Below are 15,697 nucleotides of genomic sequence, written 5' to 3'. Positions count from 1 at the left end.
CGACGAAGTGAAAAATCAAGCCTGTGATGCTCCGTTCCCTCCACTTGCCCAACACCGGGGGGGGCCTGGGGAAGGGGCGTTTTGCGCCGGGAGGGGTTTTCCCCCTTCGCCCGCGAGGACAACCTGGACCGCCACGCGGTCAGGCGCGGACGAGATGCGGGACCGGACCCTTTCCAAGATCGTGTGGGTGGCCGACCGCGGCTTCTCCTCCGCCGAGAACCACCGCTACCTGCGGAAGGGCGACCACGCCCACATCATCGGCGAGAAGCGGTCTCGCGGCGCTCGAGGGTCGCGGCAGACGACCTCCCTCTCCGCCTAGGACTTGCCGGGCTTCAGATCGCCGATCACCCCGATCCGGATGCCCAGCCACGGATAGGTGTGGTTGTAGAACACGTTGTCCTGCGGCTGCAGCCCGACAGCGGAGGGCCACATCTGGAAGGCCGGTGCGTTGGAGACCCCGCCGTGGAGCCGCCGCCACACCCGCAGGGAGCTCCGTCCGGAGGGGGGCGCCGTGATCGTGTCGGTCCACTCGACCGCATTGCCACCCTGGTCGAGAGTGCCCCACGGCGAGGTGGTCCTCGCCCCGCCGACCGTGCTGAGGCTGCCCTGGTAGACCTCGGCGTAGGTGCTGGGGTCAAGTCCCAATGGGTTGACGGTGGAGCAGGCTTCGGGCTGCAGTTGTCCCGGGCACCAGCTCGGAGCCGGCTTTCCGCTCGCGTGGTACGAGGCCAGTGGCTGGGTCGCCGCGTTGGTGACGTCGCCGGTGGCGGGGTTGAGGGCGGTGGGGTTGGGGGCGGTCGCGTCTCCGTCGCCGAAGACTCCCGGGTTGGTCGGGTACTTCCAGTAGGAGTAGGTGCCGCCGCCGCGCGGGTCGTAGTAGGCCGCCTTGATCCATTCGTCCTGACTCGGCAGGACGAAGCCCGAGCTGTGGGCTCGGGTCGTATTCGGCCGGGCCAAGTCGTACATTCCGCGCTCGGTCCGCGCCGACAGTTCGACCTGATAAGTGACATAGTTGAAGCGGCCGTTGCTGCTGGACCGCTTGGAGACCAGTCGGCCGTTGTAGAGCGAGTTGACGAAGCGTGCCGCCCTCAGGAAGTTTGCGAAGCCGTACGGCTTGTCCCCCCACTCCGGAAAGGCCACCGAGTAGTGGCTGCCCCTGTGGGCGCTGCCGGAGAAGTTGATTTGGCCGTACCTCGGCCATGCCGACGAGCTCTCAATCTCGTCATAGAGACCGAGGCGGTCGCGTCCCTCGGGATCGGCCGTATTCAGGAACGCCACCCACTGCTTCACGGTGACTTCGAGCTGCCCGATCTCGTAGCCATGGCGCACGCCGCCGACACTCAGACACTTGCTCGGGGTGGGAGCTTCGGCGCACGAGCGGTACAGGGCGTCCTTGAACGGGACAATGCCCACCGAAGGATTACCGGGCGCGCCGACCTTGGCGGTCCTGAGTGTGATGACCGCGCCCCTGTCGGAGGGGTTGTCCCCAGAGGGACGCGGCTCGGCAGCAGCACCGGAGCCGGCCGTCACGGAGGTGGCGAGCAACGCCGACAGCCCGCACGCCGCTACGACGGCACTGCTGAGGCGAGTACGGCGGGAAACGAAGTGCATGAGCATTCTCTTTTCGGCCATGGCAGCCCTCTCCGCGGCAACGGCCAGCGCGGATCGGACCGACGATCACTCAACGGTCGACGCCACGCTAACCTTATTCACTACTCTCCGCTTTCGCTGCGTCACGGAAACCGCATGTCTGGCCGTGGGAGGTCTGGAATTTCGGTCGCGACCGGGCGCGGGAGTGAATCCCATGGGCCGCCCGGTGCAGGAAGGAGGAAAGAGCGGAAGGCGGGTGGGGTGCCCCTATGCCTTTGGCCGAGAGGACAGTCCGTGTCCCTGACAGGCGCGGCGCGGAAGGGCCCGGTTCCCTGTGCTCGGACGCTCTGTCGAGATGTGGCAGCAGTATCGGCGACCGGCCCGAAGCCGGACTCCGAACCGCCGTCAGGTCAGGCCCGTGACGTGCCGACCCTGCCGAGATGCCGGACGAAGAACCGGGCCGAGTTGTCGACCTCGAATCCGGGCACCTGGTTATGCCTGCCCGGATAGGCGTACAACACCTTTTCCTTCGAGGCGCAGGCGTCGACCAATGCGAGACCGGATTGGCGGTTGATTTGCTCGTCGTCCCACGGGAGCAGGAACTCGATCCGAATGGTGATCTGGCTGGCCGCCTCGGTCAGGGCCTCGTACACGAAGCCCCCACCGAAGGCCGCAGCGGTGAACGTCAAGCCGCCGTAGCCGACCGGCGCTTCGGTGCCGATCTCGGGCAGAGCCTGGAGGGCGTCCAGGGTTGCCTGCCATTCCGGCACGGCGCGCTCCGCCAGTGAGCTGTTGCAGTCGACGACGATCGGGCCGATCGGCTCTCCTGCCGCCCGAGCTCGCCCGTAGCGGATTCCCCTTCCCACACGCAGAGGCTCCGCCCCGACATTCGGGGCGGAGCCTCTGTGGCCGTTGTCGCAGGCCAGGACATCTAGGAACAGCAGATCGCAGCCGGGCGGCAGCGCATCACCGACGGGCCGCGAAAAAACGGCCGCCCCGACCGTCTCCCGGCTATTCGACCACTTGGTGTCGGGCAGGAAGCGGACCTTGACACCGGTCTCGTGGCAGCAGAGCCGGCGCTGCGTGAGTCCCTGGCCGGACTGAGTAACCCCAAACTCATCCGCCGGTGTTCGCAGCTGAGGCCCGCGCCCGACACGGGAGAGCAGACCGGCATCCCGCCATACGCACCGGCTGCTGGCCAGGCGAATCCTGCATCTCACCGAGGAGATCAACGACCTCACGGCCCGGATCGGCACTGCGATCGGTTCCTGCGCACCCCAACTCCTGGGCCTCTACGGCGTCGGCCCGGACACGGCAGCGGCTTTGCTGACCACAGCCGGCGACAACCCGACCGCCTGGCCAGCAGGCATCGTTTGCCGCCCTGTGTGGTGCCAGCCCCGCGGAGGCATCGTCCGGAAAGACCCAGCGTCGCAGACTCAACCGCGGCGGCGACCGCCATGCCAATTCAGCGCTTTATGCCATTGTCACAGCCCGCCTGCCCTGGGGCGCCCGCACCCGTTCCTCCGTGGAACGACGCGTTACCGAGGGCAAGACACGACGCGAAGCCATCCGATGCCTCAAGCGCTATGTCGCCCGCGAGATCTACCAAGCCCTCCTCACCTCCAGGAGGCAATCTCCGGCACCGGCCTCCGCCGGTTGACATCCCTAGGGGCATCAAGCGTGCTCACGTCTTCCACGGCACTGTCACTGTCGCAGCGATCAAGCTATGGCTTCGGGCAGCACCCTGCTCGGCCACCCGTTGATCCACGCTTGACCTCAAGCATGCTTCAGGTTCTACGTTCATGGTCATCGGCAACAGCCAACAAAGGAGACAGTTCCCATGACCACGACCGCCGTTCCCGAGACCTACCGCAACGCTGTCGTCGCCCACATCATGGTCGACGGCGCCGCGAACGCGATCGACTTCTACACCCGAGCATTCGGTGCCGAAGAACTGTTCCGCCTCAACGGCCCGGAGGGACGCATCGTGCACGCCGAGGTCAGGATTCAGGGCTCCACCCTCATGCTGGGCGACGCCGAGGGACCACTCTTCAGTGCACCGACGGCTGTCGGCGGCACCACCGTGGGCCTACACGTCTTCGTCGCTGACGTCGATGCGCTCGCGCAGCAGGCCACCGCGGCCGGCGCGGAACTCCTGCAGCCACCGGCCGACCAGTTCCATGGCGACCGCACGACCATGTTGAAGGACCCCTACGGCCACGTCTGGGTCTTCCTCACCCACTTGGAAGACCTCACGCCGACCGAGGTGGCCCGCCGAGCCCGGGAACTCTTCCTCTGAACGATGATCCGCCGACAGTCCCTAGGGTTGCGAGCATGTCCGGAGTGGATGACCAAGCGGCTCCCCAGGTGTCGGACGACGTCTCGGACGTCGTCGTGGTGGAGGGGCATGCCCAGTCCTACCGTGGCAATGTGCATGAGGAGCTCAAGGTCGTCCTGGTGCCCGACTCCGGTTTCACCGTGCGGCGGCGCGGCACGACGTTCCGGGCGGCCCCGGGCCAGTTGGTCGCTCTGCATGCCGATGATGCGCATTCCGGAGGGCCGGATGGCGACGATCCCGCGCGCTGGCTCATCATGTGCGTGGCACCGTCGTTGATCTCCGAGGTCGCCGCGCCCGACGCGGTGCGGTTCGGTGATCCGGTGATTCGGGACGACGGGGGCCTCGCTGACCGGTTCCGGGCCGTGCACGGGTCTCTGTACGGGCTGGCCGGACGACCCGTTTCGGCGCTGACCCGGGAGACGGGGGTCCTGGACTTCGTCGCGGCACTGGCCCGGCGCACGCCCGACGTAGCGGGCGAAGCCAAGGGTACGGGGGCGGCGCGGCGTGCCCCCGAGCTCGTACGCGAGTATCTGCGGGCGCACCTCACCCGCAATGTGACGCTCGACGAACTGAGCGTGGTGGCGGGCGTGAGCAAGTACCGGTTGGTGCGCGTCTGCACGGCGTGGTTCGGACTGCCGCCGCACAAGCTGCATCTACGGCTCCGGCTCGACCGGGCACGGGAGTTGCTGCGGCGAGGCAGCGCGATCGCCGAGGCCGCGTACGCGACGGGTTTCCACGACCAGTCGCACCTGACGCGAGTGTTCGCCTCGGCGTACGGCGTCACCCCGGCCGTGTATCAGGCGACGTTCCGTGGCCCGGCCCGTCCACGCCGTGCCCCGCGCTGACGCGGGCGGGGCAAGAACGTGCAATACGGCGGGTGACCGCCGCTCCTAGGTTTCCTCCTGGGCCGAGGAGATGCCTCGGCACGATCGAAGGGGACGCACATGCCGATCGAGAAGATCGAATTCGACAACGACGGTTACCGGCTGGTGGGCGACCTGCATCTGCCCGTGCCGGGTACCGAGCCGCGCGGCGCGGTCGTGCTGACGGGCCCGTTCTCCGGAGTGAAGGACCAGGTGGTCGGGTATTACGCGGCCCGGTTCGCCGAGCGCGGATATGTGGCCCTGGCCTTCGACCACCGCAACTGGGGCGACAGCGAGGGCACGCCGCGCCAGCATGAGGACGCCACGGCCAAGGTCGCGGACCTGCGGAGCGCCGTGGGGTTCCTGGCCGGGCGGCCCGAGGTCGATGCTGAGAGGATCGCGGTGGCGGGGGTGTGCCTGGGCGGGATCTATGCCGCGCAGCTCGCCGCGTTCGACCCCCGTGTCAAGGCGGTGGCGCTGATCGCGGCGGCGTACAACAACCCCACGCTGATCCGCGAGCGGTTCGGGGCGGACAACTTCGCCGCTTTGATGGGGCAGTTCGCGCAGATCGCGCAGCAGCAGGCGGACACCGGAGAGGTCGCGTACTGGCCTGCGGTCAATCCGGAGGGCATGCCCGCCGGCAACCCCGGCCCGGAGCCCTTTGCCTACTACGGCACCGAGCGCGGAGCCCGGCCCGGCTGGGAGAACCGCTGCACCGCGCTGTCGGTGCTGCAGGAGCTGACGCTCGACGTGGACGCGTACCTGCCGCTGGTCACCGCGCCGTTGCTGATCGTGCACGGCCGCGGTGACCAGGCCGTCCCTGTGGCCGACGCGGAGGCAGCGTTCGCCAAGGTGCCCGGGCCGAAGGAGCTTCTCGTGCTGGATACGAGCAACCACATCGACCTGTACGACGACGATACGTATGTCCTGCCGGCCGTCGCCCGCGCCGCCTCCTTCTTCGACGCGAGCCTGTGATGCGGTACCGACTGCTGGGCCGGACCGGGCTTCGGGTCTCCGAAGCGTTCCTGGGCACCATGACGTTCGGCGAGGACTGGGGATGGGGCGCCGGCAAGGAGGAGTGCCGGGCGATGTTCGCCGCGTACGCGGAGGCCGGCGGGAACGTCATCGACACGGCCAACCGGTACACGGAGGGCAGCAGCGAGCGCATCGTCGGCGAACTGCTGGGATCCGACCGCGACCGCTTCGTGCTGGCCACGAAGTACACGCTGACCATGGACGGCACCGACCCCAACGCGAGCGGCAACCACCGCAAGAACCTGGCCCGTTCGGTGGAGGGAAGCCTGCAGCGCCTGGGCACCGACTACATCGACCTGCTGTGGGTGCACATCTGGGACCCCAACACGCCGGTAGAGGAGACGATGCGGGCCCTCGACGACCTCGTCCGCGCAGGCAAGGTGCTGTACATCGGTATCTCGGACGCTCCCGCGTGGTTGATCTCCCGCGCCCAGACCATGGCCGAACTGCGCGGCTGGACACCTTTCGCCGGGCTGCAGCTTCCCTACAGCCTGGTCAAGCGCGACATCGAGCGTGAACTCCTGCCCATGGCAGCGAACCTGGACCTGTCGGTGGCCGCGTGGTCGCCGCTGGCCGCCGGGGTCCTGTCCGGCAAGTTCACCCGGTCCGGCGGTGACGGTCCCTCGCGGGTCGACCGCGCCACCGTCGCCGAACGCGACCTGACGATCGCGCGGGCCGTCGACGCGGTCGCCGACGAACTCGGGGTGTCCTCCTCGCAGGTCGCCCTCGCGTGGACCAGAGCACACCAACCGTGGATCCACCCGATCCTCGGCGCCCGCAACCCGGCCCAGCTGGCCGACAACCTCGCCGCGATCGACCTGCGACTGCCGGACGACGCCGTCGTCCGGCTCGACAAGGCGAGCGCGATCGACCTCGGTTTCCCGATGGACTTCATCCTCGACACGACCAGCGACTTCGTGTACGGACCCAGCGGGCAGCGGACCGACGGCCGCCACGGACAGTACTGACACAGTGCGGTTCCCCCGGTCACGACCGGGGGGCCACGTGCGTGAGCTTGTCGGGGTTGAGGACGGCGAAGATGCCGTGGACCAGGCCGTCCTCGCGTACGTCGAACGTGACGAGCTGGCGGCCGCCGTCGACCTCGGTCCACACCGCCGGCGAGCCGTCGTTCACCTCGACCAGCCGCGTGGCGCCCAGACCGTATCGGGCGAGAAGGCCGGCCAGGAACGCCAGGACGTTCGCGCGCCCCTCGACCGGCCGCAGCGCGGCGCGGACCTTGCCGCCTCCGTCGTTCCAGACCACCACGTCCTCACTCAACAGGTCGGTCAGGGGGGTCAGATCGCCGTGCTGCGCCGCATCGAGGAAGCGCCGCAACAGCTCGCCGTGCGCGTCCGCGTCGAGGTGGAACCGTTCGCGGCCGACGGCGAGGTGACGGGCCGCGCGGCTGTGCAGTTGACGGCAGTTCGCCGCCGTTACGCCGACGATCGCGGCGATCTGGTCGTAGGGCAGCTCGAACGCCTCCCGCAGCACGAACACCGCCCGCTCCGGCGGGGCCAGACGCTCCATCAGGTGGATGGTCGCGTAGGCGAGCGAGTCTCGCAGCTCGGCGGTCTGGGCCGGACCGAACGCTTCGGCGGCGACCGGTTCGGGCAGCCACGGCCCGGTGTACGCCTCGCGCGTCACGCGCGCCGACCGCAGTTGGTCCAGGGCCAGGCGCGTGACGACGGTGACGAGGAAGGCGCGTGGGACGCGGATCTCGGCGCGGTCCTCGGCGGACCAGCGTAGATACGCCTCCTGCACCACGTCTTCGGCATCCCACATGCTGCCCAGGAGCCGGTATCCGAGGCCCAGGAGCAGCGGCCGGTACTCCTCGAAGACGGCGTCGGGGGATTCTGGTGCCGTCGGTGGTGTGGTGGTCATCGGTGGCCCCTCCGTCGGTCTTCCGTGCAGCGGATGCTCGGTCGCATCATGCCGCCTCGGCGGCGGCGGTCAGGCCCTCGCGCCAGGAGGCGTACCGGGGACGCCAGTTGAGGGTGAGGCGGGCCCGGGCGTTGTCGGCGCCGCGCAGCCGGTCCATGAACGCGACACCCCAGCCGCCGACCGCGAGCCGGGCCAGGGCAGCCGGAGCGTTCTTGGGCGCGGGTGCGCCGAGCCCGGAGGCGAAGACCGGCAGCCACGTGTGCAGCGGGGCCGGGTCGTCGTCGACGACGTTGAGGACGCCACGGGTGTCGCGGTCGAGTGCGGCGACGATCGCGGTGGCCGCGTCGTCGGCGTGTGTGAAGGAGAACACCGCGTGGCCGCCGCCGACCAGCGGAACCTTGCCCGCCCTGACCTGGGCGGTGAAGGCGCCGTCGGCGGCGTACGCGGAACCGGGGCCGTACAGGTGCCCGAACCGCAGGACGATGCCGCCCGCCGCGACCGTCTGCTCCTCCAGCGACTCCAACGCGGCGAGCACCGGCGCGAACTGGCGGGGGGTCGCATCTCGCCACAGCGGGTCGTCCTCGTTGGCGAGTCCGGCGCCCGGCTGGTAGCCGTACGCCAGCCCCTGGGCGACGACCCGCCGCACACCCGCCGCCCGGGCGGCCTGCATCAGGTTGCGGGTGCCCTCGGTGCGCAGCCGGTTGGTGAGCGCGAAGTCCCTGGCGAGGTGGCGCGGGTTGACGTCGGCGGGGATGGCGGTGAGCAGGTTGACGACCGCGTCGGCCGCGGCCTGCCGTACCGCGGCGAGCAGTCGGTCACGGTCGAGCGCGTCGGCGGTGACGACGTCCGCGCCGGTCGCTGCGAGCGCGGCGGTGCGGCGGGGGCCGCGGGACAGGGCGACCACGTCGTGGCCGACGGCGGTGAGCAGGGGGACGAGACGGCTACCGATGACGCCGCTCGCTCCGGCAACGAGAACACGCATGATGACGGACTCCAGAGTTCGTGGTCCGGCGGCCCGACATGGCGTCGGTCGCGCGCTTGCACCGTCAGGACGGGCGACCCCACGATCCCGTGACAGATAACTGCTGTGATCCAGATCACGGCGCGGGGGAGCGGTGTCGAGCCCGGCTGACCGGATGCGCGCTGCGCGATCCGGCCGCGGCAGGAAGAGGCTCGCCAGGAGTGGGCCGGCCCTCCGTCCTCCCAGGGGTGGTGGAGGTGGTCGGCCTAGGTTTGTGATGCTGCGCGCGACACCGTCTTCGACACCGCCCGCTCATCCGCGTCCGCCAGCCAGATGTCGTTTCGTGGGGGTGTCGTTGAGGTACGGAGAGTGGCGTGTGCTGGGGATATCCGAGGTTGGTTGAGACCGTATGAGCGCGGTCTCGCGGGGGCATAGACCTGCTGACTTGGGGAGGTCTCGTTCTCGTTGAGGGTTTCTCGGTGTTCCTCGGGTAGTCCCGCCCTCTAAAGGCCGGTGCGTGTTTTCCCTGGTCGCAGTGATCTGCGCCGATCCGGGGCAGCCAGGGGGACCACTACCGGCGGGGTGTGCGGGGTTGGTTCACGGTGGGCGATGATGGTTTTCGGCGAGGTGGTCCAGGCGAACGGCTTCCAGTGACGCTTTGGTGATGCGTTCGGTGCTGTCGAGAATGCTCGTGATCGCGGCTTGGCGGATCAGGTGGGTGAGGCTTCCGATCCGCCCTGCGGTCCGTTGGTGGAGGTAGGCGGCGTGGCGGGGGAGCGTGTCCGTCCGGTGCGTACGGAGATCGAGCGTTGCTTCCACTCCCGCGATCAGTTCACGGATCGGCTCGCGTTTCCCGAGCCGCGCCGGGAGCGCCCCGCATTCCACCAGGGAGGCCCGTGCGGCGAGTTGAGCCCCGCGCACCCCACTGAACAACGCGGTGGCGGTGACGTCGATGCCCGCGTACACGAACGTCGCTTTGATGCGTTCGGTGAGGTCTTTGAGCAGGTCGGCGGTTTCCGGATTGCCTTGTCAGCCACGCGCGTGTGAAGCAGTCGTATCGGCCTTCCCGCACTGTTGTCAGTGGCTCCTACTGCCGTTGGCATTGTGCCTGTCGGTGGACCCGTCCACCGCCTCCGCCTCGGGCGGCAAGGTGACCCAGGACACCCATGTTCCCCACACCGCCAGCAGCTTTGTTTGTCCCTGCCAGGGCACCCAGCGCGTCTACATCGGCTGTTCTTTCACCGGACATGCAAGAGGCGGGGCCCAGATCCGTTAAGGATGTGGGCCCCGCCTGAGAAGTTGGTTGGGAGCAGGGAGAACGCCCTGCTGTCAGGGGATCAAGCCTTGGAAGCCGTCTTCGCGTCGACCTCGGCGAAGAACTCGTCGGCCACCTCCCGGGCCCGCGGCAGATCAGCCAGTGGCTCGCCGACCATACGGCTGGCCAGCTCAGTGGCCAGACCAAAGACATCCTCGCGCAGCTCTGCCTCGGCCAGGATACGGTCGGCCTCCAGCTGCACCTTCGCCTCGGCGACCAACTCGTCACGCACCTGCTGCCCCTCTGCGCGCAGCGCGGCAATGAGCGCGACACCTTCCTCGGTTGCTGCCTGACGGGTTTGCGCAGCCTTGTGCCGAGCGGCGCTCAGCTCAGCCTGGTACTCGGCGTGGATGCGCTCGGACTCCTCGCGAGTCTCCTCCGCCCGCTCAAGACGACCTTCGATCGCGTCCTCGCGCGCCGCCAAAGTCTTCTCAAGGCGGGGGAGCAGGACCTTCGCGATGATGGCCCATACCGGCACGAAACAAATCAGTGCAACTACGAGGTCGAGGATTTTCGGTTCAAGAGGTCCCATGTTCACAATCGTATCGTCGCCCTTCAGGGCCACAGCGGCCGGCTACGAGGCCCTCTCTCCACCAAAGAGCCTGCGCAGCAAGGAGGTTGACCTCATGTACCGCAAACACTTCTGACCAAAAGGCCTCATACCGATGAATAGCACCCGACCTAGTACTGCAGCCGCAGTTAATTGACTGGCTCGCGAGCCGCTCGTTGAGCCAGTCATGGGTGGGGATGTCACGGTTGACGAGGTGCAGGGCTGGGCTGCGGGCCTGGATGGTCTGCACGCTCGGATCAGCCACTGTTTCCGCAGATCAGAGCCACGCCGCAGGGTCCTGGAGTACATGCGGGGGCTTCTGGCTCCGCTCGAACGCAAGAACGGTTGGACATTGGCTGAGCAAGCCGGCGAGCGATGCCCGGACGGCATACAGCGGCTGCTGAACCAGGCCGATTGGGACGTCGATGTCGTCCGTGACGAGGTCCGCGACTTCATCCTGGAACATCTCGCCTTGCGAGACGGGGTGTTGATCGTCGATGAGACAGGATTCATCAAGAAGGGCGTCCGTTCCGCCGGAGTGCAGAGGCAGTACACGGGCACCTCGGGGAAGATCGACAACTGCCAACTGGGTGTGTTCCTCGCCTACGCCTCCGCGGGCGGTCGGGCGCTGATCGACCGCGAGCTGTACCTGCCCACGGCATGGACCGAGGATCCGGCGCGTCGGGCCGACGCCCGGATCGGCGAGGAGATCGCGTTCGCCACCAAGCCCGCGCTCGCCCAGGCGATGCCGGCCCGGGCAGTGGCCGCCGGGGGTGCCGTTCCGGTGGGTGACCGGTGACGAGGCCTACGGCCAGAACCCCGTTCTGCGGGGCTGGCTGACCGAGCACGAGATCAGCTATGTGCTGGCTATCGCCTACAAGCACTGGCTGGGACCCCGAGGCCAGAACGCCCGCACGCTTGCGGCGATCCTGCCCGAACACGCCTGGGAGATCCGCTCGGCCGGCGACGGCGCCCACGGCCGGCGTGAGTATGCCTGGGCGCTGGTACTGCTGCCCGGCCAAGCCGACGGCTTCGACAATGCGCTGCTGATCCGCCGAAGCCTGGCAGACGGCGAGCAGGCCTACTACCTAGTGCACGCCCCCTCCGGCACCCCGCTGGCCGACATCGTCCATGCGGCCGGAGCCCGCTGGGCGATTGAGGAGACCTTCCAGGCCGCGAAGAACGAGGCTGGCCTCGACCACTACCAGGTCCGCCACTACCAGGCCTGGTACCGGCACATCACCCTCGCGATGGCAGCCGCCGCCCACTTGGCTGCAGTCCGCGCCACGGCCCACGAAAAGGGGGAGCTGGCCCCGACCTGATCCGACTGAGCATGAACGAGATCCACCGCCTGCTGGCCAAGTTTGCGTACGCCGTCCGGCACGAGGTCGAGCACATTCTGCACTGGTCCCTTTGGCGTCGGCGCCACCAACATCGCGCCCGCACCAGCCACTACCGCTGCCGCGGTCACCGACCCCCGTAACTGCTAGGTTGGCAACGCTAGTCCTGACGGGTTGCCAGTGATGCGCCCGCCCGGCCGTTTCGCGGCCGAGGCCGGAAGCGTAGGGTGCCGGGTGTGATCGAACTGAACTTTCGGGCGATGGACCGGAATCGTCCGGCAAAGTCGTACCTGGTGCTGGCACTTGTCGTCCTGGTCGTCGAAGGGTTCGCGGCGTTCGTCAAGCTCGGCGCGGTGGGCTTCTTCTGGCTGACGGGCGGAAGCATCGCCCTCCTCGCCCCGCTTGTCCTCCTGTCGTCCCGGAGCTGGAGCAGGGTCGGGGCCGAGGGAATAACCATCTGTTGGGGCCTTGGGCATGGCCGCACCTACCCCTGGCACGAGATCCGGTGGATCGACGTGCGCGAGACCAAGGGCCAGGGCTCGTCGTCGTACGCGGTCCGGATATTCCTGGAGGGCGGGCGGCGTCGTTCGCTGCCCGGGCTCTACCGCAGCGACATGCATCCCGCCCCCGACTTCGACGAGCAGTTCCAGCGGGTCGTCAACTGGTGGGAGCTGAGCACGGACCAGACCGCACGGGTCCGGCCCCCGAAGCAGTTCCGGGACCGGCTGACTCCCACCGTGATCGGCCTCGTCGTCGTACCCGTAGCCGTTGTCGTCGTGATGGTCGTCGCTCTCGTGATCCTCGCGCCGCACTAGGGTCTTCTCCTGACCGGCTCGGCGCTGATCCGAGCGTGCAGACCATCCAGGCCCGCAGTCCAGCCGTGCACCTCGTCAACCGTGACATCCCCACCCATGACTGGCGCAACGAGCGGCTCGCGGGCAGTCACGTCAACTGCGGCTGCAGTACTAGCAGGGCTCGACGGCCGGGGGTGTCCACCCCCGCCATCCGTGGTCGGCACTCCACGCCGCTTTGACTCGGTCCTCCCTGCCTCGTATCGTGCCCCGCCAACCCAAGAAGACCGCCGCCCCGAAGTCCTGAAATCAACCAGCGGGTTACTTTGCTCCTGGGGACAGAGCTGGGAGTCCGGGGCCCACCCTGCAGGCCGAGTTGAAGAACCTGCCCTGGCGGGACATCCCGCTGCTGGACAAGAACCGCACCGCCGGTCACGGCCGCGACGAGATCCGCCGCCTCAAGGCCGCCACCGTGACCGGCCTCGCCTTCCCGCACGCCGTCCAGGCCCTGCAGATCGTGCGCCGCCGCCGAGACATCCGCACCGGAAAGGTAACCATCGAGCGCGTCTACGCGGTCACCAGCCTGAGCGCCGAGCAGGCCACCGCGGCCCAACTCGCCACGATCGTGCGCGGGCACTGGCAGGTCGAGGCCCTGCACCACGTGAGAGATGAGAGACGTGACCTTCCGCGAAGACGCATGCCGCGTCCGGACCGGCAACGCACCCCGAGCCCTGGCCACACTCCGCAACCTCGCGATCGCCCTGACCCACCTCGTCGGCTGGACCAACCACGCCAAAGCGGCCGACCACTACCGGTCACGTCCCGAGCACGCACTCGACCTCATCGCGCCCACCAGCTGAGAAAGATCGTTCCCTAGGCTCGGACCTGTGTGTTCACCCCCTTTTTAGCCCGTACGTGGGCGGAGTCGAGGGTGACCCGGGAGACGTCGATCAGTCCGGCGTCGTCGATGGTGGCTGATTGCTCTGTTGTGCTGGTGAACCTCGAGCAGGGCCCTTTGCGGCCTGGGCCGACGTCGGCGGTACCGAGCGAGGACGTCGCTTCCCCCTGGCGGCTATCGGCACTCTGCGGCAAGAGTTCCGCTCGCCCCGGACCTTCGGGTCCGGGGCGAGCGGAGCGTTGGCGTTGCTGCTCGATGGTCGGTCAGATGAGGGTGTTGTACGTGTTCCAGCCGGTGCCGATCTTGGTGCGGGCGGCGAACGGAGATGCCGGGTTGCCGGTTCCGCGGTAGTGCCAGAGTCCGCCGTCACTGTCGACGGCGAGGAGGTCGGCTTTGCCGTCGCCGGTGGTGTCGGCGGTGGTGAGGATGCGGGTGTAGGTGTTCCAGCCGCCGCCGATGTGGGCGCGCGTCGAGTAAGGGGCGGCGGGGTTCCCGGTGCCCCGGTAGAGCCAGAGGACGCCGTCGCGGTCGCGGGCGAGCAGGTCCGCTTTGCCGTCGCCGGTCAGGTCGACCCCGCCGATGAGTTCCGTGTATGCGTTCCAGCCGCCGCCGACCTTGGTGCGGGTCTGGAACGGGGAGGCCGGGTTGTCGGTGCCCCGGTAGAGCCAGAGGACGCCGTCGCGGTCGCGGGCGAGCAGGTCGGCCTTGCCGTCTCCTGTCAGGTCGCCTGCGCCGGTCAGTATCGTGTAGGTCTGCCATCCCCCGCCAATCTTGGTCCGAGACGCGAAGGGGCTCGTGATGTTGCCCGTGGCCTTGTAGTACCAGAGGGTGCCGGAACCGTCTCGGGCCACGAGGTCGCCGGTGCCGTCGGCCTTGAGCGTGGAGAGCTTGGTGAGCGTGTTGTATGTCTGCCAGCCGCCACCGACCTGGGTACGGCGGGTGTAGTGGGAGGGGTCGCGGTCGGGGCTGGACTGGTACTGCCACAGCACTCCCGCGCGGTCGCGGCCGTAGAACGCGGCGCGGGCCGTCGCGGGCAGGGTGCCGTCGATGAACTCAAAGGTCTTGCGGATACTGCCGTAGACGACTCCGCTTCGGTCGAACGTCTCGATGGTGCCGTTCAGGTAGCCGGCCGGGAGGCTCCACTGGGCCTTGAGGCGCAGCTGCTGCACGACGGGGTACCGGTCGTCAGGCCAGGTCTGCTGGGGAAGTTCCAGGATGAGGGAGCCATCCGCGGTGATGATCCAGGCGAGGGGCGTGAAGGTGGTGCCGTCGCCGGAGTACTGGACCTGCAGGGCCTGGGCGAGCTGGCCGGCGGTGTAGCCCTTGTCGGCGATCTCCTCGGCGGTGAACAGCCAGCGGTTGCGGGTCGCGGCGGGCGGGGTCCGCATGGTCATGCGGGTCTCCAGCCGGATCTCGGCGGGTTCTGCCTGCCCGGTAACGACGGGGATGGTGGGCTGCCAGCCGGATCCCTGGCCGGGAGAGGTCCACGTGGATCCCAGGAGGGCCTGGCCGACCGTCATGGTGGTTTCGGGAGAGGTTCCTCGGGCGTTCCACAGTGTGTCGGTGGCGCCGTCGACGACATAGGCCCCGACGTACAGCGTGCGGGCCACCAAGCCATCGGCGGCCACGTGCAGGTGAATGGTGCCGGGGGTCAGCGCGGCTCCGGGGATTCCGTCGTGGTCGCTGTCTTCCTTGCCGAATTCGGCGTAGCGGGGGCGGCCGGGAAACTGGTGCGTGGTGACCGGGACACCCGAGTCGTCGGTCAGAGTGAGGTTCTCGTCGCCCGGGGCACCGAGGGTGAGCAGGAGATAGGAGTCGGCCTCAGGCGGGACGGTGAGGGTGATGTCGATGTCGCCGGCTGACCCGTAAACATCGATGGCCTCGGACGTGTGCAATGACAGAACGGGATTGGTCGTCTGCGCGGCCGCGCTCTGCAAGGGGGTGACACCGAGGGCGGTGCCGAAGACCGCTGCTGTCACCGCTGCGCGGTGCCGTCTGCCTATGTGCATGGAGGGACTTTCTCACGGGCCGCCGCCGGTTTTGGCGGCGGGCGCGGGCGGGTGTGGAGGGAGTGGGCGCGGCTGGTGCCGGCAGGGCGTCCTGCTGGCACCAGCCGGGGCCTGTGACGTTGGGTG

General features: G+C 68.5%; 14 protein-coding genes and 3 pseudogenes. 9 read left to right on the top strand and 8 right to left on the bottom strand.

Annotated features, from left to right (window positions below):
- Positions 1–154: 154 nt before the first annotated feature.
- Positions 155–319 carry a hypothetical protein gene (locus ACZ499_RS13320; RefSeq protein WP_468674615.1) on the top strand — a complete coding sequence of 55 codons (165 nt, stop codon included), beginning with the start codon at positions 155–157 and terminating at the stop codon, positions 317–319.
- On the opposite strand, the gene ACZ499_RS13315 is transcribed toward ACZ499_RS13320, so the two are convergent.
- Together ACZ499_RS13315 and ACZ499_RS13310 are read right to left on the bottom strand one after the other, a co-directional pair.
- Entirely contained in the window at positions 316–1,611 is a 1,296-nt protein-coding gene (locus ACZ499_RS13315) for a hypothetical protein (protein ID WP_468674613.1), read from the bottom strand. The two genes, ACZ499_RS13320 and ACZ499_RS13315, sit on opposite strands and share 4 nt — an antisense overlap.
- A gap of 389 nt (positions 1,612–2,000) precedes the next feature.
- Positions 2,001–2,846 (bottom strand): hypothetical protein, encoded by an 846-nt coding sequence (locus ACZ499_RS13310; RefSeq protein WP_468674612.1) that lies wholly within the window; start codon positions 2,844–2,846, stop codon positions 2,001–2,003.
- 125 nt (positions 2,847–2,971) lie between these two features.
- Between ACZ499_RS13310 and ACZ499_RS13305 the strand changes: the two genes are divergently transcribed.
- The 5 genes from ACZ499_RS13305 to ACZ499_RS13285 all read left to right on the top strand — a co-directional run bounded on the left by ACZ499_RS13305 (position 2,972) and on the right by ACZ499_RS13285 (position 6,794).
- Entirely contained in the window at positions 2,972–3,250 is a 279-nt protein-coding gene (locus tag ACZ499_RS13305) for a transposase (protein ID WP_468675012.1), read from the top strand.
- 180 nt (positions 3,251–3,430) lie between these two features.
- Entirely contained in the window at positions 3,431–3,889 is a 459-nt protein-coding gene (locus ACZ499_RS13300; RefSeq protein WP_468674610.1) for a VOC family protein, read from the top strand.
- A gap of 35 nt (positions 3,890–3,924) precedes the next feature.
- A complete protein-coding gene (locus ACZ499_RS13295) occupies positions 3,925–4,773 on the top strand; it encodes a helix-turn-helix domain-containing protein (protein WP_468674608.1) in 849 nt (282 codons plus the stop codon).
- A gap of 99 nt (positions 4,774–4,872) precedes the next feature.
- Positions 4,873–5,766 (top strand): alpha/beta hydrolase, encoded by an 894-nt coding sequence (locus ACZ499_RS13290; RefSeq protein ID WP_468674606.1) that lies wholly within the window; start codon positions 4,873–4,875, stop codon positions 5,764–5,766.
- Positions 5,766–6,794, top strand: a complete 1,029-nt coding sequence (locus ACZ499_RS13285) for an aldo/keto reductase (protein ID WP_468674604.1) — start codon at positions 5,766–5,768, stop codon at positions 6,792–6,794. The genes ACZ499_RS13290 and ACZ499_RS13285 overlap by 1 nt, the downstream gene beginning before the upstream one ends.
- Positions 6,795–6,813: 19 nt before the next feature.
- On the opposite strand, the gene ACZ499_RS13280 is transcribed toward ACZ499_RS13285, so the two are convergent.
- From ACZ499_RS13280 to ACZ499_RS13265, 4 genes and pseudogenes are all read right to left on the bottom strand, one after another.
- A complete protein-coding gene (locus ACZ499_RS13280; protein WP_468674601.1) occupies positions 6,814–7,707 on the bottom strand; it encodes an RNA polymerase sigma-70 factor in 894 nt (297 codons plus the stop codon).
- Positions 7,708–7,753: 46 nt separating this feature from the next.
- Positions 7,754–8,689: an NAD-dependent epimerase/dehydratase family protein gene (locus tag ACZ499_RS13275; RefSeq protein WP_468674598.1), complete on the bottom strand. Its 936-nt coding sequence runs from the start codon at positions 8,687–8,689 to the stop codon at positions 7,754–7,756.
- A 576-nt stretch (positions 8,690–9,265) separates the two neighbouring features.
- Positions 9,266–9,685: pseudogene (locus ACZ499_RS13270) on the bottom strand (ATP/GTP-binding protein); the annotation flags it as partial.
- Positions 9,686–10,005: 320 nt separating this feature from the next.
- The gene (locus ACZ499_RS13265; RefSeq protein ID WP_468674596.1) at positions 10,006–10,548 is read right to left on the bottom strand and encodes a F0F1 ATP synthase subunit B family protein; all 543 of its coding nucleotides are present in this window, start codon (positions 10,546–10,548) and stop codon (positions 10,006–10,008) included.
- A 172-nt stretch (positions 10,549–10,720) separates the two neighbouring features.
- Here ACZ499_RS13265 and ACZ499_RS13260 point away from each other — a divergent pair.
- The 3 genes and pseudogenes from ACZ499_RS13260 (at position 10,721) to ACZ499_RS13250 (ending at position 13,524) form a co-directional block, all read left to right on the top strand.
- Positions 10,721–11,855: pseudogene (locus tag ACZ499_RS13260) on the top strand (IS701 family transposase).
- A 278-nt stretch (positions 11,856–12,133) separates the two neighbouring features.
- Positions 12,134–12,688, top strand: a complete 555-nt coding sequence (locus ACZ499_RS13255; RefSeq protein WP_468674595.1) for a hypothetical protein — start codon at positions 12,134–12,136, stop codon at positions 12,686–12,688.
- Positions 12,689–13,332: 644 nt separating this feature from the next.
- Complete coding sequence (locus tag ACZ499_RS13250) at positions 13,333–13,524, top strand: hypothetical protein (RefSeq protein WP_468674593.1); 192 nt, start codon at positions 13,333–13,335, stop codon at positions 13,522–13,524.
- 17 nt (positions 13,525–13,541) lie between these two features.
- Here ACZ499_RS13250 and ACZ499_RS13245 read toward each other — a convergent pair.
- Both ACZ499_RS13245 and ACZ499_RS13240 read right to left on the bottom strand, forming a co-directional pair.
- Positions 13,542–13,633 (bottom strand): annotated as a pseudogene (locus tag ACZ499_RS13245) (IS5/IS1182 family transposase); the annotation flags it as partial.
- Positions 13,634–13,825: 192 nt separating this feature from the next.
- A complete protein-coding gene (locus ACZ499_RS13240) occupies positions 13,826–15,571 on the bottom strand; it encodes an FG-GAP repeat domain-containing protein (RefSeq protein WP_468674591.1) in 1,746 nt (581 codons plus the stop codon).
- Positions 15,572–15,697: the final 126 nt, after the last annotated feature.

It is taken from the genome of Streptomyces sp. NPDC031265 (assembly GCF_055570295.1).
This window is presented reverse-complemented; position numbering and strand designations above follow the sequence as displayed.